The 20079-nt window shown below is 69.4% G+C and carries 24 protein-coding genes; 12 read left to right on the plus strand and 12 right to left on the minus strand.

The window, feature by feature from the left end; translation table 11 throughout:
• Positions 1 to 6: 6 nt before the first annotated feature.
• Complete coding sequence (locus MWU52_RS16845) at positions 7 to 534, minus strand: hypothetical protein (RefSeq protein ID WP_246954251.1); 528 nt, start codon at positions 532 to 534, stop codon at positions 7 to 9.
• Between the two features lie 168 nt (positions 535 to 702).
• Between MWU52_RS16845 and MWU52_RS16850 the strand changes: the two genes are divergently transcribed.
• A complete protein-coding gene (locus MWU52_RS16850) occupies positions 703 to 1665 on the plus strand; it encodes an acetyl-CoA carboxylase carboxyltransferase subunit alpha (protein WP_246954252.1) in 963 nt (320 codons plus the stop codon).
• Between the two features lie 11 nt (positions 1666 to 1676).
• Here MWU52_RS16850 and MWU52_RS16855 read toward each other — a convergent pair whose 3' ends face one another.
• A complete protein-coding gene (locus MWU52_RS16855) occupies positions 1677 to 1928 on the minus strand; it encodes a hypothetical protein (protein ID WP_246954253.1) in 252 nt (83 codons plus the stop codon).
• 109 nt (positions 1929 to 2037) lie between these two features.
• Here MWU52_RS16855 and MWU52_RS16860 point away from each other — a divergent pair, with 109 nt between their 5' ends.
• Together MWU52_RS16860 and MWU52_RS16865 are read left to right on the plus strand one after the other, a co-directional pair.
• Positions 2038 to 2751: a M48 family metallopeptidase gene (locus MWU52_RS16860; protein WP_246954254.1), complete on the plus strand. Its 714-nt coding sequence runs from the start codon at positions 2038 to 2040 to the stop codon at positions 2749 to 2751.
• A gap of 85 nt (positions 2752 to 2836) precedes the next feature.
• Positions 2837 to 3622, plus strand: coding sequence for a polyhydroxybutyrate depolymerase (locus tag MWU52_RS16865; RefSeq protein ID WP_246954257.1), 786 nt, complete (start codon positions 2837 to 2839; stop codon positions 3620 to 3622).
• Here MWU52_RS16865 and rimO read toward each other — a convergent pair.
• Complete coding sequence (rimO, locus tag MWU52_RS16870; RefSeq protein ID WP_246954259.1) at positions 3619 to 5016, minus strand: 30S ribosomal protein S12 methylthiotransferase RimO; 1398 nt, start codon at positions 5014 to 5016, stop codon at positions 3619 to 3621. The genes MWU52_RS16865 and rimO overlap by 4 nt on opposite strands.
• 94 nt (positions 5017 to 5110) lie before the next feature.
• Here rimO and MWU52_RS16875 point away from each other — a divergent pair, with 94 nt between their 5' ends.
• From MWU52_RS16875 to pssA, 3 genes are read left to right on the plus strand one after another with little or no spacing between them, the layout of a single operon-like run.
• Positions 5111 to 7102, plus strand: a complete 1992-nt coding sequence (locus tag MWU52_RS16875) for an AsmA family protein (protein ID WP_246954261.1) — start codon at positions 5111 to 5113, stop codon at positions 7100 to 7102.
• A gap of 60 nt (positions 7103 to 7162) precedes the next feature.
• Positions 7163 to 7858 (plus strand): phosphatidylserine decarboxylase, encoded by a 696-nt coding sequence (locus tag MWU52_RS16880; protein WP_246954263.1) that lies wholly within the window; start codon positions 7163 to 7165, stop codon positions 7856 to 7858.
• A complete protein-coding gene (pssA, locus tag MWU52_RS16885) occupies positions 7859 to 8593 on the plus strand; it encodes a CDP-diacylglycerol--serine O-phosphatidyltransferase (RefSeq protein WP_246954264.1) in 735 nt (244 codons plus the stop codon).
• A 19-nt stretch (positions 8594 to 8612) separates the two neighbouring features.
• Here the strand turns inward: pssA and MWU52_RS16890 are convergent, their stop codons facing one another.
• Positions 8613 to 9221, minus strand: a complete 609-nt coding sequence (locus MWU52_RS16890) for a GcrA family cell cycle regulator (RefSeq protein ID WP_246954266.1) — start codon at positions 9219 to 9221, stop codon at positions 8613 to 8615.
• Positions 9222 to 9352: 131 nt separating this feature from the next.
• On the opposite strand from MWU52_RS16890, the gene MWU52_RS16895 reads away from it, so the two are divergent.
• From MWU52_RS16895 to MWU52_RS16905, 3 genes are read left to right on the plus strand one after another with little or no spacing between them, the layout of a single operon-like run.
• The gene (locus MWU52_RS16895; protein WP_246954268.1) at positions 9353 to 10186 is read left to right on the plus strand and encodes an ABC transporter permease; all 834 of its coding nucleotides are present in this window, start codon (positions 9353 to 9355) and stop codon (positions 10184 to 10186) included.
• Positions 10183 to 10788 (plus strand): serine hydrolase domain-containing protein, encoded by a 606-nt coding sequence (locus tag MWU52_RS16900; protein WP_246954270.1) that lies wholly within the window; start codon positions 10183 to 10185, stop codon positions 10786 to 10788. The genes MWU52_RS16895 and MWU52_RS16900 overlap by 4 nt, the downstream gene beginning before the upstream one ends.
• Before the next feature lie 54 nt (positions 10789 to 10842).
• Positions 10843 to 11181: a hypothetical protein gene (locus MWU52_RS16905; RefSeq protein WP_246954271.1), complete on the plus strand. Its 339-nt coding sequence runs from the start codon at positions 10843 to 10845 to the stop codon at positions 11179 to 11181.
• Here the strand turns inward: MWU52_RS16905 and MWU52_RS16910 are convergent.
• The 3 genes from MWU52_RS16910 to MWU52_RS16920 all read right to left on the minus strand — a co-directional run bounded on the left by MWU52_RS16910 (position 11081) and on the right by MWU52_RS16920 (position 14184).
• On the minus strand, positions 11081 to 12019 hold the full coding sequence (locus MWU52_RS16910) for a DMT family transporter (protein WP_246954272.1): 939 nt from the start codon (positions 12017 to 12019) through the stop codon (positions 11081 to 11083). The genes MWU52_RS16905 and MWU52_RS16910 overlap by 101 nt on opposite strands.
• A complete protein-coding gene (gene argF / locus MWU52_RS16915; protein ID WP_246954273.1) occupies positions 12004 to 12930 on the minus strand; it encodes an ornithine carbamoyltransferase in 927 nt (308 codons plus the stop codon). The genes MWU52_RS16910 and argF overlap by 16 nt, the downstream gene beginning before the upstream one ends.
• Before the next feature lie 75 nt (positions 12931 to 13005).
• Entirely contained in the window at positions 13006 to 14184 is a 1179-nt protein-coding gene (locus MWU52_RS16920) for an aspartate aminotransferase family protein (protein ID WP_246954274.1), read from the minus strand.
• Positions 14185 to 14335: 151 nt separating this feature from the next.
• Here MWU52_RS16920 and MWU52_RS16925 point away from each other — a divergent pair, with 151 nt between their 5' ends.
• Positions 14336 to 14914, plus strand: a complete 579-nt coding sequence (locus MWU52_RS16925) for a cytochrome P460 family protein (RefSeq protein ID WP_246954275.1) — start codon at positions 14336 to 14338, stop codon at positions 14912 to 14914.
• 58 nt (positions 14915 to 14972) lie between these two features.
• Positions 14973 to 15668 carry a phosphatidylcholine synthase gene (locus MWU52_RS16930; protein WP_246954276.1) on the plus strand — a complete coding sequence of 232 codons (696 nt, stop codon included), beginning with the start codon at positions 14973 to 14975 and terminating at the stop codon, positions 15666 to 15668.
• 4 nt (positions 15669 to 15672) lie between these two features.
• Here the strand turns inward: MWU52_RS16930 and MWU52_RS16935 are convergent, their stop codons facing one another.
• From MWU52_RS16935 to cobS, 4 genes are read right to left on the minus strand one after another with little or no spacing between them, the layout of a single operon-like run.
• Positions 15673 to 16029: a hypothetical protein gene (locus MWU52_RS16935; protein ID WP_246954278.1), complete on the minus strand. Its 357-nt coding sequence runs from the start codon at positions 16027 to 16029 to the stop codon at positions 15673 to 15675.
• A 3-nt stretch (positions 16030 to 16032) separates the two neighbouring features.
• A complete protein-coding gene (locus tag MWU52_RS16940; protein WP_246954279.1) occupies positions 16033 to 17043 on the minus strand; it encodes an endonuclease/exonuclease/phosphatase family protein in 1011 nt (336 codons plus the stop codon).
• Complete coding sequence (locus MWU52_RS16945) at positions 17040 to 17720, minus strand: TerB family tellurite resistance protein (RefSeq protein WP_246954280.1); 681 nt, start codon at positions 17718 to 17720, stop codon at positions 17040 to 17042. The genes MWU52_RS16940 and MWU52_RS16945 overlap by 4 nt, the downstream gene beginning before the upstream one ends.
• Positions 17721 to 17729: 9 nt before the next feature.
• Positions 17730 to 18461, minus strand: a complete 732-nt coding sequence (cobS, locus tag MWU52_RS16950) for an adenosylcobinamide-GDP ribazoletransferase (RefSeq protein WP_246954281.1) — start codon at positions 18459 to 18461, stop codon at positions 17730 to 17732.
• Positions 18462 to 18546: 85 nt separating this feature from the next.
• On the opposite strand from cobS, the gene cobT reads away from it, so the two are divergent.
• The gene (cobT, locus tag MWU52_RS16955) at positions 18547 to 19548 is read left to right on the plus strand and encodes a nicotinate-nucleotide--dimethylbenzimidazole phosphoribosyltransferase (RefSeq protein WP_246954282.1); all 1002 of its coding nucleotides are present in this window, start codon (positions 18547 to 18549) and stop codon (positions 19546 to 19548) included.
• Here the strand turns inward: cobT and MWU52_RS16960 are convergent.
• Complete coding sequence (locus MWU52_RS16960; RefSeq protein ID WP_246954284.1) at positions 19545 to 20027, minus strand: hypothetical protein; 483 nt, start codon at positions 20025 to 20027, stop codon at positions 19545 to 19547. The two genes, cobT and MWU52_RS16960, sit on opposite strands and share 4 nt — an antisense overlap.
• Positions 20028 to 20079 lie beyond the last annotated feature (52 nt).

Consider the following 20079-nt stretch of genomic DNA (forward strand, 5'->3'; position numbering starts at 1 on the left):
GGTGCATCAGGACCGTTCCGGCCCGGTCAGCCTGCGGTGGAGATCCTGGAACGCGTCGGCCTGTGCCGGGCTCAGCCCGTCCTCGCCCAGACCGGCGATCAGGGCCTGAAGGTCGGGCCAGGCGCTGCCGTCGTCGATACGCTGCAGCCGCCGTCCGATCCGGCTCAGCGCCGCGTCCGCACTGCCGCATTGCGCCACCAGCCATCGGGCCAGCGAGAGCGTCTCCTCGGCCTCCTCCTCGGACAGCCGCCAGATCCGCCGCGTCAGAAGGTGCAACCGCGCGCGCTCCTCCCGCGCGGGAAGGTCGTCGAGCTCCAGCATGGCAAAGCCCAACGCGACCGAGGCAAGAACGGGATCGTCGATCCCCTGCACCGGATGCTCTTTCGTCTGCCGGCGGAACGCGATCTTGCGCGGGGCGTTCCTGGCCACGGTCAAGGCGTCATCGGCCATTCCCATGGCATCGCGCGGGTTGGACCGGATCCACCACCAGACGGCGGCGGCGCAGGCGAGCAGGATGGCGATGATGATTGGCACGGGGAACCCCTACGATGGTGTTTCTCTGGGGCGACTATCGGGTCCGCCGCCCGGCAGAATGGCAACTCCGGGGCAAAAGTCCGGCGGGCCGACCGACCGGGCGATGTTGCATAAGACCCGCCGGCCCGCCATATCGGAGCCACCCAAGAATGGATGCATGACAGGCCGATGACGCAGTATCTGGACTTCGAGAAGCCACTTTCCGAGATCGAGGGCAAGGCGGAAGAGTTACGCGCGATGGCGCGGGCCGATGCCAAGGTCGATGTCGAGCGTGAGGCCACGCAGCTCGACCAGAAGGCCCGCGACATGCTCTCCAATCTCTACAAGTCGCTGACGCCTTGGCAGAAGGCCCAGGTCGCCCGCCACGCCGAACGGCCCCATTGCCGCGACTATATCAAGGCGCTGTTTACCGAATGGACGCCGCTGGCCGGCGACCGCAACTTCGCCGACGATCATGCCGTTATGGGCGGGCTGGCCCGGCTGGATGGCCGGCCGGTCATGGTGATCGGGCACGAGAAAGGGCACGACACCCGTACCCGCATCGAACGGAACTTCGGCATGGCGCGCCCCGAAGGCTATCGCAAGGCGATCCGACTGATGGAGATGGCCGACCGGTTCGGCTTGCCGGTCGTCACTTTGATCGACACGCCCGGCGCCTATCCCGGCAAGGGCGCCGAGGAACGGGGTCAGTCCGAGGCGATCGCCCGCTCGACCCAGGCCTGCCTGCGTCTCGGCGTGCCGCTCGTCAGCGTCGTCATCGGGGAGGGCGGCTCGGGCGGCGCGGTCGCGTTCGCGACGGCGAACCGCGTCGCGATGCTGGAACACTCGATCTATTCGGTGATCTCGCCCGAGGGCTGCGCCTCAATTTTGTGGAAGGACGCCGAAAAGATGCGCGAAGCGGCCGAGGCGCTGCGCCTGACCGCGCAGGACCTGCTGAAGCTCGACGTCATCGACCGCATCGTCCCCGAACCCCTGGGCGGCGCGCATCGCGACCGCGACGCGGCCATCGCCTCGGTCTCTGCGGCGATGATCGAGATGCTGGGCAGTTTCGACGGGCAGGATGCCGAGGCCATCCGCGCCGCCCGCCGCGACAAGTTCCTGGGCATGGGATCCAAGGGGCTGGCCGCCTGATCCGTCCCGCGTCAGCCGCGCTCGCGGCGATAGACCCCTTCGGGAAGGTTCAACGCCGCCGCCAGGTCGCGCAGTTGTCCCTGCGTCAACGTGATCTGAACCGTGCGGTCGCTGCGCGCGTCGGTCTGCGACAGGGTCACGCATTCTTCGAAGGCGGTGATCACGACGTCCTCGGCCGGGGGCGTCGCGTCGGGGCCGCTGCCCTCGCCCTCGTCGACCAGGGTGATGACCGTCGCGTCGAAGCCATGTTCGATCGAGAACATCAGGCGATGCCGTCGAATTCGCGCGAAGCATCACGCGCGGTTGGCGCTGACATGGAATATCTCCGTCCTATACTGCAGACAGAGGTTAGCGAAACTTCGGGAGAAATCCATGCGCATACCCTTCGTCGCCGCCACCTTCGGGATCCTTCTGACGGCCTGCGTCGCGGTCGAGACAAGTCCTTCCGCACCGGCACCCGCGCCTGCTGGGCCGGTGCCGGACCGTGTGTCCAGCTCGACGGCCGCGTCGAACTTCCAGGCCGCCGTCCGCCGGGTTGAGCCGGTGGCCGAAAGCCTGTGCCGACAGCGGGCTGGGGATCGGCTGAACTGCGATTTCCTGATCCGGGTGGACCCCAACCGGAACGCGCCGCCCAATGCGTTCCAGTCGCTCGACCGGTCCGGACGCCCGGTGGTGACCTTCACCCGCGCCCTGATCGCCGAGGCCCGCAACCGTGACGAGATCGCCTTCGTCGTCGGCCACGAGACCGCCCACCATATCGAAGAGCACATCGCCCGCCAGCAGCGTTCGGCCGCGACGGGCGCCCTGGTCGGCGGGCTGATCGCCTCGGTCGCAGGGGCGGACGGTCGCACGGTGAACGAGATCAGCCGCATCAGCGCGGGCGTCGGCGCGCGCCGGTTCTCCAAGGAGCATGAGCTGGAGGCCGATGCGCTGGGCACGATCATAACGGCACGGGCCGGGTTCGACCCGGTTCGCGGTGCGCGGTTCTTCACCCGCATTCCCGATCCCGGCGACCGCTTCCTGGGGACGCATCCGCCCAACGCCGACCGCATCGACGTCGTGCGCCGCACCGCGGCGGGGCTTTGACCGGGCGTCGCAGGCCCCGGGCCGCGCCGGTCGCATGACCCGATCGTGACTGGCGGGGAGCGTGCGGATGCGTAGGGTCGGGCCGATGCGCTGTCTGATCCTTCTGATGCTACTGGTCGCCGGGCCGGCCCTGGCCTGCGGCCCCGATCGTGACTGCCCGCTTGGGGACCGGTCCTACAACTTGCGCCTGCCGGACGGGTGGGACGGCGCCTCGCCCCTTCCGGTTCTGCTGCATTTCCACGGTTGGGGCCGGCAGGGGGAGGTCCCGCTGGGCTCGCCGCGCACGGGTGGGGCCGCGCGGCGGGCAAGGTTCCTGATGGTCACGCCAGACGGGCTGAACCGCAGCTGGGATTTTCGCCGTACCGGCGGGCGCGACACGCCCTTCGCCGAGGCCGTCCTGCGCGACGTCGCCCGGCGCTATCCGGTCAATGGGCGGCTGGTCGTGTCGGGATACAGCTGGGGCGCACTGATGGCCGCGCGTTTCGCCTGCGAGACCTCGGTCGAGGTGTCGGCCCTGCTGCTGGTGGCCGGGGCATTTCCGCCGGACACGCCCTGCGACGGCAGGCCAATGCGGGTCAGCCACGTCCACGGCACGACGGATACGGTGCTGGACTTTCCCTATGGCCCGGGCGGCGATCCGACCCATGCCGTGGCGCTGTGGAAGCGCCATATGGGCTGCGGCCCCCGCACGCGGAGGTTCGACTGGCAGGCCGTTAGCTGGCTGACGCATACGCGGCACGAGTGGGACTGCGCGGCCGGTCGGTTGACGATGGACGTCCACGGGGCCAGCCACCTGATCCCGCGGGGATGGTTCGCCCGCCACCTTGCCGAGATCGCGGATATGCCCACGACCCGAGCCGCCGGGCGCTAGGTCGCCGTCGGCCCGCCCCGGGCCGGCCCGTCGACCGGACGGCCCCAGAGGTCGTATTCCGACGCCTCGTCCACCTCGACGGTCAGGATGTCACCGGGTGAGAGGTCACGGAACCCCTCGTCGATGAACAGGTTGCCGTCGATCTCGGGCGCGTCGGCCTTGGTGCGACAGGTCGCGCCCTCGGCGTCGACGGCATCGACGATCACGTCCATCCGCCTGCCCACCTTGGCGGAAAGCTTGGCCGCCGAAATCGCCTGTGCCCTCTCCATGAAGCGGGCGAAACGATCCTCCTTCACGTCATCTGGCACGTGATCGGGCAGGGCATTCGACCGGGCGCCGGCGACGTTCTCGTAGCGGAAGGCGCCCACGCGATCGAGCTGCGCCTCGTCAAGCCAGTCGAGAAGGGTCTCGAACTCGGCCTCCGTCTCGCCGGGATAGCCGACGATGAAGGTCGAACGCAGCGTGATGTCGGGGCAGATGCCGCGCCATTCGGCAATCCGGTCCAGCGTCCTTTCGGCATGGGCGGGGCGGGCCATGCGGCGCAGCGTGTCGGGATGCGCATGCTGGAACGGCACGTCCAGATAGGGCAGGATCGCGCCCTCGGCCATCAGGGGCACCAGGTCGCGCACGAACGGGTAGGGATAGACGTAGTGCAGCCGGACCCAGGCCCCGAGCGTGCCCAGGTCGTGCGCCAGGTCGACGATATGCCGGCCCGGCCCCGCCCGATCCTTCCGGTCCGTCCCGTAGGCGGATGTGTCCTGGCTGATGACCAGCAGCTCCCTCACGCCGGCCTCGACCAGCTTTTCTGCCTCGCGCATCACCGCCTTGTGAGGGCGGGAGGCGAGTCGACCGCGCATGTCGGGGATGATGCAGAACTTGCACTTGTGATTGCAGCCCTCGGATATCTTCAGATAGCTGAAATGCCGCGGCGTGAGGCTGACGCCCGATGCGGGCAACAAGTCGACGAACGGATCCGGCGCAGGCGGGGCCACGGCGTGGACGGCATCCAGCACCTGTTCGTATTGCTGCGGTCCGGTCACGGCCAGCACCTTGGGATGCGCGCCGGTGATGTAATCCGGGTCGGCGCCCAGGCATCCGGTCACGATGACGCGGCCGTTTTCACGCAAAGCCTCGCCGATGGCATCCAGGCTTTCGGCCTTGGCGGAGTCGAGGAAACCGCAGGTGTTCACGATCACGGCTTCCGCCCCGTCATAGTCCGGGCTGATGGCGTATCCTTCGGCCCGCAGGCGGGTCAGGATACGCTCGCTGTCGACCAGCGCCTTCGGGCAGCCCAGGCTTACCATGCCGATCTTCGGTTGCCCGGGCCGGGCATCGGCGGGCAGGACGGCGCGCGGGGCGAGGTCGGGGCGCAGGTCGGGCGGGTTCTGGGACATGATGGGGCACATAGGCGCCGCATGGCCGGCACGGAACCCCTTGCGACCGGTGCGGCGGCAATTCATCGTCCCCGTGGGCCGGGGAGGATCGCGGATGAAATGGTTGCTGCGGGGCGGACTGACGTTCCTGACGCTCGTGCTTGTCGCGGTGGTCGTCCTGTTCCTGGTGCCGGCGGAACGGGTGGCGCAACTGGCCGCCGACAGGTTCGCGGCACAGACGGGTCGGGCGCTGACCTTCGGCGGGCCGGTCCGCGCGACCCTGTGGCCGACGCTCGGCGTGCGGGCGGAGGATGTGGCCATCGCGAACGCCGATTGGGCCGGGGAAGACCCGCTCTTGCTGGCGGGGCTGCTCGAAGTGGGGATTTCTCCCGGCTCGCTTCTCGGTGGTGACATCCGGATCGAGACGCTGCGTTTGGTCGACGCCCGCCTGGTCCTGGAACGCCGCGCCGACGGCATCGGCAACTGGGAGATGACCACCGGAGAGTCGGCGTCGTCGCCGTCTTCGGACGGAGGCGCCGGGTCCGGGCGCGGCCTGTCGATCGAACAGGCGGAGGTCACCGGGGCCGACATCACCTGGATCGACCGGGCTGCCGGCCGAACGCTGCGCGCCCGCGCCGTCGACGTGAAGACCGGATCCTTCGACCCCGACGGCGCCGCTGAAATCACGGGCTCGGCCCTGGTCGGCGGGCGTGCCATTCAAGTAGAGGCCTCGGCCACCGCCTTGCAGCAGCTTCTTGACGGCGCGCTGACGCCCATAGCATTGGCGGTGACCGCCGGTGCCACCTCCCTGCGCCTCGAAGGTCGCGCCGACCTCGACCCGCTGTCGTTCGAGGGGCGCATGGCCGCGCGCAGCGGGGACGGGTTCGCCGTGCTCGACGCCTTCGGGATCGCCCCGCCCGACCTTCCGCGGGGCTTGGGTGCCGGCGATGTCGAACTCGACGCGGCCCTGACGCTCGCCCCCGTCGGCACGCTACATCTGCGCGACATGGTGGCCGATCTGGACCAGAATCGTCTGACCGGCGCGATGGACGTCGACCCCCGCGGTGCGCGTCCGGCGATCACGGCCACGATTGCGGCCGAGGCGCTGGACCTCACATCCATCAGCCGCAAGGGACAGGGCGGTGAAAGCGCGATCGTCGCCGAGACCGGCTGGGGCCGGGATCCGATCGACGCCTCGGGCCTGTTTACGGCCGACGCGGACGTCACGCTCACCGCCGGTCCGGTCACGCTGGGCGACGCGACGCTGGACGATGTCGCCGCCCGTCTGCTGGTGCAGAACGGCCGCGCGGTCGTCACGTTTCAGCCGATCCGCGCCTATGGCGGCACCGTCACAGGCGATTTTGTCGTCAACGGTCGCGGCGGTCTTTCCGCACGCGCCGATCTGCGCATGGCGGGTTTGCGGATGCAGCCATTCCTGACCGATTTCGCGGATTTCGACCGTCTGATCGGCGAGGCGGACCTGACCGTGAACCTGCTGGGCGTCGGCGACACGGCTCAGGCCCTCGTCGAAAGTCTGGACGGCGATGTCGGGCTGCGCGTGGGGCAGGGCGAACTGCTGGGCCTCGATATCGGGGGCATGGTGCGTACACTGGACCTGTCCTATCGCGGCGAGGGCCAGAAGACGATCTTCGACGACATCACGGCCAGCTTCATCGTCCGCGACGGCGTGGCGAGCGGCGACGACCTTCGGCTGTCGGCGCCCTATCTGGTGGCCACCGGCGCGGGCGAGATCGACCTAGGCGCCCGCCGGATCGACTATCGCCTGATCCCGGTCCTGCGGCGCGACGGTGATGACCGGGGCGTCTCCGTCCCGCTGTCGATCGAGGGGCCCTGGGCCGATCCGCGCATCCGGCCCGATCTGGAATACGTCGCCCGCCAGAAGCTGGACGCCGAGCGCGAGGAGCTGGAGGCGCGTGCCCGCGCGGAGGCGGAGGCCGCCCGAACCCGCGTCGAGGACGTCGCCCGCGAGAAGCTGGCCGAGGAGCTGGATATCGCGCCCGAAGCGCTCGACAGCCGGAAGGCGATCGAGGATGCGATCGTCGACCGCGTGGGCGAGCAGCTGATCGACTTGTTGCGGGACCGCTGACCGGCTCGCTGGACCCTGCCGGTGGCGCGCGCTATCTGCCTTTCAACAAAGGGGTCCAGCATGAGCGTCAGTCTCGTCGGAACATTCGTCAAGCCGGTCCACCGCGAGGGGCCGAAGTTCATCGCGGGTTTCGCCCTGGTGACGGTCCTGCTGTGGCTGCTGTGGGAACCGCTGGGCGTGCTCGGCCTGCTTCTGACGGTCTGGTGCTACTACTTCTTCCGCGACCCGGACCGCACCGTCCCGATGGACGAGGGGCTGATCGTCTCGCCCGCCGACGGGGTCGTCTCGCTGATCGAACCCGCGGTGCCGCCGGCGGAGCTGGACCTGGGCGCCGCGCCGCTGATGCGGGTGTCGGTGTTCATGTCGGTCTTCGACTGCCACGTGAACCGCGCGCCCGTCGCCGGTGACGTGACCGAGGTGGCCTACCGGCCCGGCAAGTTCCTGTCGGCCGAACTCGACAAGGCGTCCGAGGAGAACGAGCGCAACGGGCTCGTCCTGACGATGGCCGACGGCACCCGCATCGGCGTCGTCCAGATCGCCGGTCTGGTCGCGCGCCGCATCCTCTGCGAGGTCGACACCGGCGCGATGCTGGACCGTGGCGACCGCTTCGGGATCATCCGCTTCGGCTCGCGGCTGGACGTCTACCTGCCCGAGGGGACCGCGCCCCGCGTGTCGGTGGGTCAGAAGATGATCTCGGGCGAATCCGTGCTGGCGGTTCTGGGCGACGACAGGCCCGCGACCGCGAGGACCGAATAGATGCCGCGCCTGCGCGAGCGGCGCGAGGGTGGGCAACTTCCGCTGGTCTGGCTGGTGCCCAACATGGTCACGCTGCTGGGGCTGTGCTTCGGCCTGACCTCCATCCGCTTCACCTTCGCCGATCAGTTCAGCCTTGCCGCGGGCCTCTTGATCCTCGCGGCGCTGGTCGACGGGATGGACGGGCTTCTGGCGCGGCGCCTGAACGCCGCCTCGCCCTTCGGGGCCGAGCTGGATTCGCTGTCGGACTTCGTCTGCTTCGGCGTCGCGCCGGCGCTGCTGGTCTATCACTTCGCGCTCGAAGGGTTGGCCGGGATGGGCTGGCTGGCCGCGCTGACCTATGCGATCTGCTGCTGCCTGCGGCTGGCGCGCTTCAACGTCGCCGCCAAGGACGAGACCAACGACAAGGGGTCGTTCACCGGCGTCCCGGCGCCGGCGGGTGCGATGCTGTGTCTGTTTCCGGTGACGCTGTACCTCGCGGAGTTCGCCGATCTGCGCGAGTTGCAGTTCCTGGTCGCGATCTGGGTGCTGTTCGTCGGTGGCATGATGATCTCGCGCTTCTCGACGATCTCGCTCAAGGCGGTGCGGATCAGCCGCGACAACGCGGTCTATGTCCTGTTGGGCGCGGCGGTGGTGATCGGACTGATGCTGACGCGGATCTGGCTGTTCCACGTGGCCGCCACGTTCATCTACCTGGGCCTGCTGGCCTGGGGCATCGCCCGGAAGCGGCGCGCCTGAGGCACGCCGCCCAGCCGCGTCAGCGGCGCCTGTCGCGGCGCGATGACATCGGCTGGAACGCGACCGAGACATGCGCCTCGCAATAGGGCTTGCCCGCCTGCACCGGCAATCCGCAGAACCAGAACTTCTCGGTCGCCGGGTCGCCGATCGGCCATTTGCAGGTGCGCTCGGTCAACTCCATCAGGCTGATCTTCTTGGCCGTCTTCTCGACCGCGTTCACCTTGGCCAGCGCCTCCGGGCTGATCTCGTTGGCCGACGGCTGCGGCGGCAGCGGTTGGCCCGCCATCAGCGGTTTGCGCAGCGGCGTGACGTTGGTGCCCTGTGGCACGGCGGCCATCGTGCGCGGCTCGTCGTCGTCCTCCTCCGCCTCGGACGGGGCTGGCGGCGTCTCGGCGGCGGGGATTTCCTTCGGTTCGGGCTTGGTGGCCTTCGGCGCGGGCTTGGTCGGCGCGGCGGCCTCGGTCGGCTTGGCCTCGTCGGAATTGCGGTTCGACAGGCCCAGGCGGTGGACCTTGCCGATCACCGCGTTGCGCGTCACGCCGCCAAGTTCCTTGGCGATCTGCGATGCGCTGGCGCCTTCGCCCCACATCCGCTTGAGCGTCTCGACGCGGTCGTCGGTCCAGGCCATGGAAGTCTCCTCGAATTGCCCCAGCCCCGGCCGCAAGCCTCTTGAGTGGGGTGGCGATCCCGGGGGAAATGCTATTGTAAGCACGGCGCGGCGCCGTCACAAGGCGGGCCGCCACGTCCCGGAGGATCGCGATGACCGAAACGACCGCAATGCCACAGGATCGCGGCGCGTCCGCCCGCCAGGGCGTGCGCCGTTTCGGCCGCGTCAACTGGCTCGGTCTGCAGACGCTGATCCTGCGCGAGACACGTCGCTTCATCGCCGTCTGGACGCAGACCCTGCTGGCCCCGCTGGCGACGGCGGCGCTGTTCCTGCTGGTATTCAGTCTGGCCGTCGGCACGCGGCGGGGCGACGTGATGGGCGTGCCGTTCGTGCATTTCCTGGCACCCGGCATCCTGATGATGACGGTGATCCAGAACAGCTTCGCCAACGTCTCCTCCTCCATCGTCATCTCGAAGGTGCAGGGCAACATCGTCGACACGTTGATGCCCCCGCTTTCGGCCACCGAACTGGTGGTCGGGTATCTTGCCGGCGGCATCCTGCGGGGCATGATGGTCGCCGTTGCCATCGCGGCGCTGATGTTCCCGTTCATCGGCCTGGGCATCCACAACCCGGTGGCGGCGCTGGTCTGGGTGGCGTTGGGCGGTGCGTTCCTGGGCGCGCTGGGCATCGTGGCGGGGGTGTTCGCCAACAAGTTCGACCAGATGGCGGCGATCACCAACTTCATCGTCACACCGCTCAGCTTTCTGTCGGGCACCTTCTACTCGATCGAGGGGCTGCCGCCGCTGATGCAGGCGCTGAGCCATGCGAATCCGGTCTTTTACCTGATCGACGGCCTGCGCCATTCGGTGCTGGGCGTCTCCGACAGTTCGCCCTGGCTGGGTTTCGTCGTTGTCGCCCTGACCACGCTGGGGGTCGCGGGCATCGGCTGGTGGATGTTCCGCACGGGCTACCGGTTGAAGTCGTGATCCGCCTGGCGCTGCTGCTGGCCTGTCTCGCCGCGCCCCTGCGCGCGGAACCTGCGGTCGAGGCCGAGCGCCTGGCTGCCGCCCACGGAACCGTCGCCGTCGTCGCCGTCTGGACGAAGGACGACGGCGCCCGGATCGCCGTCGCCGGTCGTCGGCATGCCGGTGGCGATCCGGTCGTGCGGTCGGACGCCTGGCACATCGGATCGCTGACGAAGGCGATGACCGCCACGCTGGCCGCGCGGATGGTCGCGCAGGGGCGGATCGAATGGGATACGCCGATCGGCGACCTGCTTCGCGCGGCCAAGCCATGGCGGGACGTCACGCTTGCCGAACTGCTCAACCACCGATCCGGCATGGCGGCGAACCTGCCGCGCTGGCGCGCGGTCCTGCGCCCGGGCCGTGCGACCTATGCGGCGCATATGCTGTCCTCCGCGCCCGCGACGCCGCGGGGCGAGACGGAATATTCCAACGCCGGTTACGTCGTGGCCGGCGCCATGCTGGAAGCCGCCGGCGGTGCCCCGTGGGAGGACCTTCTGCGTCGTCACGTTCTGAACCCGTTGAGGATGGAAGGCGCGGGCTTCGGGGCGCCCGACGCGATCTGAGGTCGCCGGCCAGAGCCGGTGCCGCCGGGGCCCGGGGCGGACAACATCCCGGCGATGGGGCCGGCCGGCACGGTGCACCTGCCGCCGGCGGCGATGATGCGGTTCCTGGCTGTCCACGCGGCCGAGGATCCCGCGTTCCTGCCGCCCGACGCCTGGGACCGGCTGCACGGGCCCGTGGGTCGATACGCGATGGGCTGGCGGAGGGCCGGTGACGGGCTGGCGCATTTCGGCAGCAACACGGCCTGGATGGCCCAGATGTGGATCGGCGAGGGGCGGGCCGTCTTCGTGGCCGTCAACGCGGGCGGCGAGGCGGCGAAGTTGGAAACGGAGCGGGTGCTGATGCGCCTTGCCGAAGCCGCCCCTCCCGCCACGCCAACAGCGCCGCGCCCATGAGGATCAGCGCCGCGCCGGCGAAGCCCACCGCGTCCGGGATCACGCCGAACAGCGCCGCGTCGTAGAGGCCGGCGAAGACCAGCACGAGGTAGCTGAACGGGGTCACGAAGCTCGCATCCCCGCGCGCCAACGCGTTGACATACAGGATCTGCGCCAGGGCCATCGTGACCCCCAACGCCGCCAATGCCCACCACTGCGAACCCGTGGGCGGCTGCCAGCCGGGCAGCGCGGCCGCGCAGGACAGGACAAGGCCCAGGACGTTCGCCCAAATCAGCGTTGCGAGCAGCGCCTCGTTCCGGGTCAGGCGCTTGATGACCATCACCTCGCAGGCCAGGAAGCAGGCCGCCGCCAGCGCCAGCAACGCGCCGGGCGCCACGATCCCCGCACCCGGCCTGAGGAGCAGCACCGCCCCCGCCAGCGCGATCGCGGCCGCGCCCCACCGCACCGGGCCGGGCCGCTCGCCCAGCAGCGGGATGGCCAGGAACATTGCCAGCACCGGGTTCAGAAAGGTGATGGCCGTCGCCTCCGCCAGCGGGATCGCGGCGGCGGCGGCGAACAGCAACGTCACGCCGGACCAGCCGCAGACCACGCGCAGCGCGTGCCAGGGCGCGTTGGCCGGATTCAATCGCGGGCGAAGATGGGCGGCGATCGCGAGGATCGTGACCGCCCCGAACAGGTAGCGGCCGAACGTGACCTGAACGGGGGGCAGCGGTGACCCCAGCACTTCGGTGCCGAGGGCCTTGGCCAGAAGTGTCGTCACCGCGATCAGCGCCGTGGCGGCGACCATGAAGGCCGCGGCCTTGCGGTTGTCGGGGGCGGGCGTCACACGCCCAGGCACCAACGCATGATCGCCTTCTGCGCGTGCAACCTGTTCTCGGCCTCGTCGAACACGACCGAGCGCGGGCCGTCGAGTACGGCATCGGTGATCTCCTCGCCGCGATGGGCCGGCAGGCAATGCATGACCAGCGCGTCGGCCGGGGCCGCGTCGATCAGCCGCTCGTTCACCTGGTAGGGGCGCAGCAGGTTGTGCCGCCGCTGGCGCGAACTTTCGGCGTCGCCCATGCTGACCCAGGTATCGGTCACGATCAGGTCGGCATCGGCCACGGCGGCGGCGGGGTCGCGTTCGATCCGCACGTCGCATCCGGCGTTGCGGGCCGCGCCGATCAGTTCGTCGCGCGGGTCGAGCTGCGCGGGGCCCGAGAAGGTGAAGTCGAAGCCGAAGCTGGCCGCGGCGTGCAGGAAGCTCTGCGCCACGTTGTTGCCGTCGCCCATCCAGGCCACGCGCCTGCCCGAGATCGGGCCGCGATGCTCCTCGTAGGTCATGACGTCGGCCATGATCTGGCAGGGATGCGACGTGTCCGTCAGCCCGTTGATGACAGGCACCGTGGCATGTTCCGCCATCTCGTGCAGGATGTCCTCGCCGAAGGTGCGGATCATGATCAGGTCGACATAGCGCGACAGCACCCGCGCGGTATCGGCGATGGTCTCGCCATGGCCCAGTTGCATCTCGGCGCCTGACAGGACCATCGAAGTGCCGCCCATCTGGCGCACGCCCACGTCGAAGCTGACGCGGGTGCGGGTCGAGGGTTTCTCGAAGATCAGCGCGACGACCCGGCCCGCCAACGGCAACTCGTCGTCGGGCGTCCCCTTTGGGCGTTCGCCGCGTGCCGCCTTCATGGCGTTCGCCCGGTCGAGGATGGCGCGCAGCTGGGCGGGATCGGTGCGGTGGATGTCGAGAAAATTGGTCATGCGGTCTTTCCTGGAGGAGAGCGCCGGGGGGCCAGCCCCCCGGGGCCCCCCGAGGTATTTCATGCAAGATGAGGATCAGGCGGGGACGAGCGCGGCGGCGGCCTTGTCCAATCGTGCCAGGGCCGCGCGAATGTCCTCGTCGGGGATATTGAGGGCCGGCAACAGGCGGATGACGTTGTCGGCGGCCGGTACGACGCAGGTTTCCTGTCCGTATGCGGCCTGTACGACGTCGCCGTTCGGCACACGGCACTTCAGACCAAGCATCAGGCCCGATCCGCGCACGGCCTCGAACACCTGCGGGTGGCTGGGAACCAGCCCTTCCAACCCCTGACGAAACAGCCCGGCCTTGCGGCGGACCTCGGCCAGGAAGGCATCGTCGGCCACGATGTCCATCACCGCGTTGCCCACGGCGCAGGCCAACGGATTGCCGCCATAGGTCGAACCATGCGTGCCGGCGGTCATGCAGCCGGCCGCCGCTTCGGTCGCCAGCAGCGCACCCAGCGGAAAGCCCCCGCCGATGCCCTTGGCCACCATCATGATATCCGGCGCGACGCCGGCCCATTCATGCGCGAACAGGCGTCCGGTCCGGCCCATGCCGCATTGCACCTCGTCGAGGATCATCAGGGCGCCGGTCTCGTCGCAGGCATCGCGCAGGCCCTTCAGGCACTGGTCGGGCACGGGGACGATCCCGCCTTCGCCCTGGACCGGCTCCAGGATGACCGCGGCGACGTCGGGGGCCTTCATCGCCTGCGCGAGGGCGTCATGGTCGCCGAAGGGCAAGTGACGAAAACCGGGCAGCAGGGGGCCGAACCCCTTCGTCATCTTCTCGGACCCGGCGGCGGCGATGCCCGCACTCGACCGGCCGTGAAAGCTGCCGTTGAAGGCCAGGATCACGTTGCGATCGGGTTGGCCCTTCTCGGTCCAGTACTTTCGCGCCATCTTGACGGCCAGCTCGCAGGCCTCGGTCCCCGAGTTGGTAAAGAAGCAACTGTCGGCAAAGGTGGCGTCGACGAGCCGTTCGGCCAACGCCTCCTGCTGGGGGATGCGGTACAGGTTCGACGTGTGCCAGAGCGCCTGGGCCTGGTCCGTCAAGGCCTTGGTCAGGGCGGGATGGGCATGGCCCAGCACGTTGACCGCGATGCCCGCGCCGAGGTCGAGAAAACGTCGCCCGTCCGCTTCCCGCAGCCACGAGCCCTCGCCCGAGACGAAGCTCAGGTCGGCGCGGTTGTAGGTGGGCAGGACGGCGGGGATCATGGCCGGGTTCCTTCGGGGCAAGTTTTCACAGGCGTCCGGCGTGGCGGAAATCCACTGGCCTGTCAATTCGGGCGATCACGCCATCGTTGGGTGTGTGTGATCGGCCAAGCTGCTTGACACCAAAGGGGGACGACATCGAAGGGAGACCACCATGAAAGCCACGATCCTGACAGCCGCGGCGGTCGGCGCCGCATTGGCCGCGGCCGGGTCCGCATCCGCGCAGGACGCCTGTTCCATCGCCGAAGACCGTTTCGGGATGGACGCCGCCGTCGTCGACGCACTCTACGATTGCATGTCGGACCGGATGCTGGAGGCCTATACCGCCGAAGGGAACGAGATCGCGCAGGCCTATCGCGACTGGACGGTCTCCGCGACGCGGCCGGCCGTGGCCGGTCCGCATCAGAACCGGTTCCTGCTGACCTTCGTCAACGAGACCGGCGCCGAGCAATACCTGGCCTTCGAGGACGGCGAGTTCGAAATGCCCGTGGGGTCCGTCCTGGTCAAGGAGTCGATCGGCGGCAAGGACGGCAACGCGCGCGTCGGGCCGCTTTTCATCATGACCAAGGTCGATGACGCCCCCGACTTCGACAACTGGCTCTATGCCGGGGTGCAGCCGAACGGCAAGGAATTGAAGATCAGTCAGAAATTCTGCCACGACTGCCACGGCGCCTTCGACCATCAGGACAGCATGGGCTATCCGGTCGAGGAGGTTCGCGTCTCGGCCGAGTGACGCCGGACCGGCCGGCCCGTCCCTCGACAAGCGGGGCGTGACAGGGCATGGCTTGGGCATGTGGCCCCGAACCCGCGCCCTGTCCGTCCATCTGCTGACCGCCACCGGTGCGGTCTTCGCGATGCTCTCGCTTCTGGCGGCGGTCGAAGGGGCATGGTCGGGCATGTTCCTGTGGCTGCTGATGGCGCTGATCGTCGACGGTATCGATGGGCCGCTGGCGCGCCGATGGGACGTGACCCTGCACGCCGCGCGGTTCGACGGCGTGCTGCTGGACCTGATCATCGACTACCTGACCTACGTGTTCATCCCGGTCTATGCGCTCTATGCGTCCGGCCTGGTGCCCGGCTGGGCGGGGTGGGGCATCCTGATCGTGGTGCCTTTCGCGAGCGCGCTCTACTTCTGCGACACGCAGATGAAGACCGAGGACGCGAGTTTCGAGGGTTTTCCGGGCTGCTGGAACATGGTCGCCCTCGTTGTCTTCGTGCTGGAGCCGAACCCCTGGATCACGCTGATCCTGTCCATCCTGCTGTCGGCCGCGATGTTCCTGCCGCTGCGTTTCGTGCACCCCGTGCGCACCGCGCGCTGGCGGCCGCTGACCCTGGCGATTACGGCGCTGTGGATGATCCTGGCGCTGACGGCGGCCTGGGGCGAGTTCGGACTGGGCGAGGTGCTGGGCTGGCTGTTCGGAGTCTGCAGCGTCTATCTACTCTTCGCGGGCCTGGTGCAACAGGCGATGGAACGCCGCGCGGCCTGACCGTCTAGAGGTCGATGGAGCCGTCGGGGTTCGGGACCACCGGCTCGCCGGGCACCAGCGGCTCCTTCCGCCGGATCAGGATGTCGCCGTTGGGCAGGATCTCGGGCGCCTCATAGGCGTCGATATCCTCGACCACCTCGCCCAGATTGCGCTGCAGTTCCTGCAGGAAGGGCGCGGCGTCCTGCGCCAGCCCCTCCAGATCGCGGAGCGCCGGCTCCATCTCGTCCATCAGACCGTCGAGGAACAGGCGCAGCCCGCGCTCCATCACCGTCGGCGGCTCCGCCTCTTGCGCCTGAACGGGCAGCGAGATCGGGGCGGCCAGTGGCGCGGCCAGCGAGATGGCGGTCAACAGGCGTCTCATGTTTCACAGTTGGGGCGGCGGGGCGTCCAGGTCAAGAACCACCGGAAAATGGTCCGACGCATCCAGCAGCGCCGCCTGAAGCACGCGATTTCCCGCTGCGTCGGGGTCGTCGAACGGATGCAGGATGCGCCACCGCGCCCGCGGCGCCAGCCCGGGGCTGACCATGGCGAAATCCAGCAGCGCGTTCAGGTATCGTCGGTTCGCATTGTCCCAGAACCGCGCGGTCGACGGGATCGCGGCGCCCAGCCGGGGCGTGATCGCATGCGGGTCCGTCAGTGCGGTGGGCCCGTCGCCCAGCACGATCTCGACGCCGGAGCGGCCGAACAGCGTCTCGAACCGATCCAGTCCGGGCCCGTCGTTGAAATCGCCCGCAACGATCAGTTGTCGTCCCTCGGCCAACCGCTGATCGACGCGGCGACGCAGCCAGATGCATTGCGCAAGTTGCTTGCGCCGGTTCAGGATGTTCAGGCGCAACTCGTCCGCCGGGTCGACCGCCCCGTGGGCGGCCTTCGACTTGGCATGCACCCCGATCATGTGCAGCGGCCCGACCGGTGTCTGCAGATCCAGCTCCAGCGGAGGCTTCGACCAGACCAGGCTCTCGGCGCGCAGGTCGCTGTCGAGGTCGAAACCCAGCGTGCCGTCGAACCGTGGCGCTTCCGCCGTGGTGCCGGGCGCATGCCGGGGCGTGACCTGTGCCGGATCGTAGAGCAGGGCCAGTTCCTGCCGCGTAGCGTTGGCGAAGCCGATCATCGCCCACGCCTGACGCAGCCCCGCCTCCTCGGCGAAGATTTCCAGTGCCACGCGCGTCGACCGGCGGTGGCTGTCATCGGGCGCCTCGACCACCAGCACGGCATCGGCATCGACATGGCGCAGAACCGTGGCGATCGCTTCCAGCTGCCGGGCCTTGGTCACCTGGTATCGCGCCGACCAGCCTTCGCTGTGTTGGGGCTGGCCGTCGTCGTCGAACAACCGGTCGAACCACTCGATGTTCCACGTCGCCAGGCGAAACGTCACGCGGTTCCGGCCTGGATGTTCTCCCACGCGCGATTGACGGCGATCAGGCGCTTTTCGGCCAGCTTGATCGCCTCCTCCGGCAGGCCGCGCGCCATCAGACGGTCGGGATGGCTGTCACGGACGGCGGCACGCCAGGCGGCGCGGATCTCCTTCAGGGGCGTGTCGGGCGTGACGCCCAACACCTCGTAGCAATCCGATGGCTGGCCCGGGGCGAACCGCGCGCGCAGCGATCGGAACTCCCGCTCGCCGAGCCCGAAGATCGCGGCGACCCGGTGCAGGAAGTCGTTCTCGGCCGGATGATAGGTGCCGTCGGCCATGGCGATGTGGAACAGACCCTCCATCAAGTCGGAGAGCGTGTCGGTATCGCCGTCGAACATGCGTGCGATGCGCCGGGCGTATTCCTCGAACCCGGCGACGTCGGTCCGCGCCATGTCGAAGACGCGCGCGGCGTTCGCCTCCTCGTCGGGCGGGATGGTGAAGACCTCGCGGAAGGCCGCGACCTCGTCGCGCGTGACGAGGCCGTCCGCCTTGGCCATCTTGGCCGATAGCGCGATCACCGCAATGGTGAAGGCCACCGACCGCTCCGGCGGGGCGCGCAGACGTTCGAACAGGCCCGACAGGGCCTCGCCCGGGGCGAGGCTCGCCAACGCGTCGAGGATGCGGGACCAGAGGCTCATGCCGCCACCCTACCGGCTTGTCAGCGCGACGAGAACGGCGATCTCCGTCAGTTGCTGGATCGCGCCCAGCACGTCCCCCGTCTGCCCGCCGATCTTGGCCCGTGCCAGGCGTCCCACGACCAACAATACACCGGTCGCCAGCACCCCCGCCGCAACCCCGTGGACCCCGTGCGGCAAAAGCGCCAGCACGGCCAGCGCCAGCCCTGCCTGCGCCCTGCCCGCAGCCGGCATCCCGACCCTGCGCGACAGGCCATCCGTCCGTGCCGCCGGAAGCCAACGCATCGCGATGGCCATCGGCGCCCGGCTGACGATCGCGGCGGTGATCACGACGGCCAGGAACTGCCCCTGGATCAACGCGGTCGCGATCAGCGACCAACGCAGCGTCAGCGACAGGACCAGCGCGACGACGCCATAGGTGCCGATCCGGCTGTCGCGCATGATCTCCAGCCGCCGTGTGGGGGCGAACCCGCCCCAGATCCCGTCCGCGACATCGGCCAATCCGTCCTCATGCAGCGCACCCGTGGCCGCGATCAACACGACCAGCGTCAGGGCCGAGGCGACGGCCGGCGTCGCCCCCAGCGCATGCGCTGCTCCGCCCGCCGCCGCGGCCAACAACCCGACCGCCAGCCCGACGAGAGGCCAGGCCCAGGCGGCTCGCGCCGCCGGGTCGGTCGGTGCGCCCCGGACGGGCAACCGCGTCAGCAGCATCATGGCCGAGACGAGATCGGATTTCAGGCGCATGTCGTGTCCGGCTGGTGAAGAGACGCCCCGTCGCTTATCGCTCGCCGAAGGGGCGGTAAAGACATCCCCAGCGACAGGAGGGCCAATGACAGATTTCCCCGACATCCAGACCATTCGCGCAGCCATCGCGAATTTCCCCGGCCTGGACGCGCAGGCCGCCAAGGCCGCGACGGAGCGTAACTCGCAGCTGACCAAGCCGCCCGGCGCACTGGGCCGACTGGAGACGCTGGCCATCTGGTATGCGGGCTGGGCCGGTGATCCGCGCCCCGTGCTGGATACGGCGCAGGTCCTCGTCTTCGCGGGCAATCACGGTGTCGCCGCCCAGGGCGTCAGTGCCTTCCCGGCCGAGGTCACGGCACAGATGGTCGGCAATTTCGAGGCCGGCGGCGCTGCCATCAACCAGCTCTCGAACCTGGCCGGGGCACGGATGCAGGTCCATGCCATCGACCTCGACCGTCCGACCGCCGATTTCACCCAAGGCCCCGCCATGACCGAGGCCGAGATGTGCGCCGCCTTCGCCACGGGCTGGAACGCCGTCGACGCGGATGCCGATGTCGTCGTGCCCGGCGAGATGGGGATCGCCAACACAACCTCGGCCGCCGCCATCGCGAGCGCCATCCTTGGTGGCGACGGCTGGGCCGGCCGGGGCACCGGCGTCGACGATGCGGGTCTGGACCGGAAGGAGCGCGCCGTTGCCGCGGGCCTGGCCGCCAATCCGGACCGAACGGGCCTCGCCGTCCTTGCGGCGCTGGGCGGGCGCGAGCTGGCCGCCATGGCCGGGGCCATCGCCGGCGCCCGCGCCCGGCGCATTCCGATCATCCTCGACGGGTTCATCTGCACGGCCGCCGCGCTCTGCCTCTGGGCCGAGGACCCATCCGCGCTGGACCATTGCCTGGCCGGTCACCTGTCGGCCGAAGGGGCGCATGGCCGGATGCTCGACGCGCTGGGGATGGAGCCGCTCCTGTCGCTGGGCCTGCGGCTGGGCGAGGGGTCGGGCGCGGCGCTGGCACTTCAGGTGCTGCGCGGCGCGCTGGCTTGCCATTCCGGCATGGCCACCTTCGCGGAAGCGGCCGTCTCGGGCGGCTAGCCCTGGCGGGCGTCCCGCTCGGCCACCAGGAACGACAGGGCGTCGGCCACGATCTTGGTGTCGGCCCCGCCCGTCACCCCGCCGATGCCCACGCGCCGGCCGACGCGCCACCACATGCCGGGGACCCAGGCCCGGCCCAACGGCGACCGCAGGCGGATCAGGAACCCGTTCGACGGCTTGAACGTGAAGAGCGCCCGGTCGACCGAGGCGATTTCGTCCAGCGGCGCGATGGGCGTGCCGTCTTCCTCGCGCAGGCCTGTCTCGTCCAGAACGATGGCGACCGACGATCCGCGCCAGCCCCGCTGTCCCAGCATCAGCGCGCCGATCCCCAGCGCGATCAGCAGCAGACGCCACCCCATCGCGGCGGGCGGGTGGGCGATGGCGAGCCAAAGCAGCAGCACCCCGAGACAGATTTGGATCGCGAAGCCCAGGACACGACGCGGAGTTGAAGGACGCAGGATATGAAGCGGCTCGCTCATACGCCCGGCCTAGCCCCCCGCCGGGGCGGGCACAACGGCGATCATGCGTCCA

The sequence above is a fragment of the Jannaschia sp. S6380 genome (assembly GCF_023015695.1).
Classification (GTDB): domain Bacteria; phylum Pseudomonadota; class Alphaproteobacteria; order Rhodobacterales; family Rhodobacteraceae; genus Jannaschia.

Coding starts and splice junctions, on each gene's coding strand:
- MWU52_RS16890 (WP_246954266.1), bottom strand. CDS start 9,221: ATGGCCTGGACCGACGACCGCGTCGAGACGCTCAAGCGGATGTGGGGC.
- MWU52_RS16865 (WP_246954257.1), top strand. CDS start 2,837: ATGCGCTGTCTGATCCTTCTGATGCTACTGGTCGCCGGGCCGGCCCTG.
- MWU52_RS16945 (WP_246954280.1), bottom strand. CDS start 17,720: ATGAGCCTCTGGTCCCGCATCCTCGACGCGTTGGCGAGCCTCGCCCCG.
- argF (WP_246954273.1), bottom strand. CDS start 12,930: ATGACCAATTTTCTCGACATCCACCGCACCGATCCCGCCCAGCTGCGC.
- MWU52_RS16850 (WP_246954252.1), top strand. CDS start 703: ATGACGCAGTATCTGGACTTCGAGAAGCCACTTTCCGAGATCGAGGGC.
- MWU52_RS16935 (WP_246954278.1), bottom strand. CDS start 16,029: ATGAGACGCCTGTTGACCGCCATCTCGCTGGCCGCGCCACTGGCCGCC.
- MWU52_RS16895 (WP_246954268.1), top strand. CDS start 9,353: ATGACCGAAACGACCGCAATGCCACAGGATCGCGGCGCGTCCGCCCGC.
- pssA (WP_246954264.1), top strand. CDS start 7,859: ATGCCGCGCCTGCGCGAGCGGCGCGAGGGTGGGCAACTTCCGCTGGTC.
- MWU52_RS16920 (WP_246954274.1), bottom strand. CDS start 14,184: ATGATCCCCGCCGTCCTGCCCACCTACAACCGCGCCGACCTGAGCTTC.
- MWU52_RS16925 (WP_246954275.1), top strand. CDS start 14,336: ATGAAAGCCACGATCCTGACAGCCGCGGCGGTCGGCGCCGCATTGGCC.
- MWU52_RS16875 (WP_246954261.1), top strand. CDS start 5,111: ATGAAATGGTTGCTGCGGGGCGGACTGACGTTCCTGACGCTCGTGCTT.
- MWU52_RS16930 (WP_246954276.1), top strand. CDS start 14,973: ATGTGGCCCCGAACCCGCGCCCTGTCCGTCCATCTGCTGACCGCCACC.
- MWU52_RS16860 (WP_246954254.1), top strand. CDS start 2,038: ATGCGCATACCCTTCGTCGCCGCCACCTTCGGGATCCTTCTGACGGCC.
- MWU52_RS16905 (WP_246954271.1), top strand. CDS start 10,843: ATGGGGCCGGCCGGCACGGTGCACCTGCCGCCGGCGGCGATGATGCGG.
- MWU52_RS16880 (WP_246954263.1), top strand. CDS start 7,163: ATGAGCGTCAGTCTCGTCGGAACATTCGTCAAGCCGGTCCACCGCGAG.
- cobT (WP_246954282.1), top strand. CDS start 18,547: ATGACAGATTTCCCCGACATCCAGACCATTCGCGCAGCCATCGCGAAT.
- MWU52_RS16855 (WP_246954253.1), bottom strand. CDS start 1,928: ATGTTCTCGATCGAACATGGCTTCGACGCGACGGTCATCACCCTGGTC.
- rimO (WP_246954259.1), bottom strand. CDS start 5,016: ATGTCCCAGAACCCGCCCGACCTGCGCCCCGACCTCGCCCCGCGCGCC.
- cobS (WP_246954281.1), bottom strand. CDS start 18,461: ATGCGCCTGAAATCCGATCTCGTCTCGGCCATGATGCTGCTGACGCGG.
- MWU52_RS16960 (WP_246954284.1), bottom strand. CDS start 20,027: ATGAGCGAGCCGCTTCATATCCTGCGTCCTTCAACTCCGCGTCGTGTC.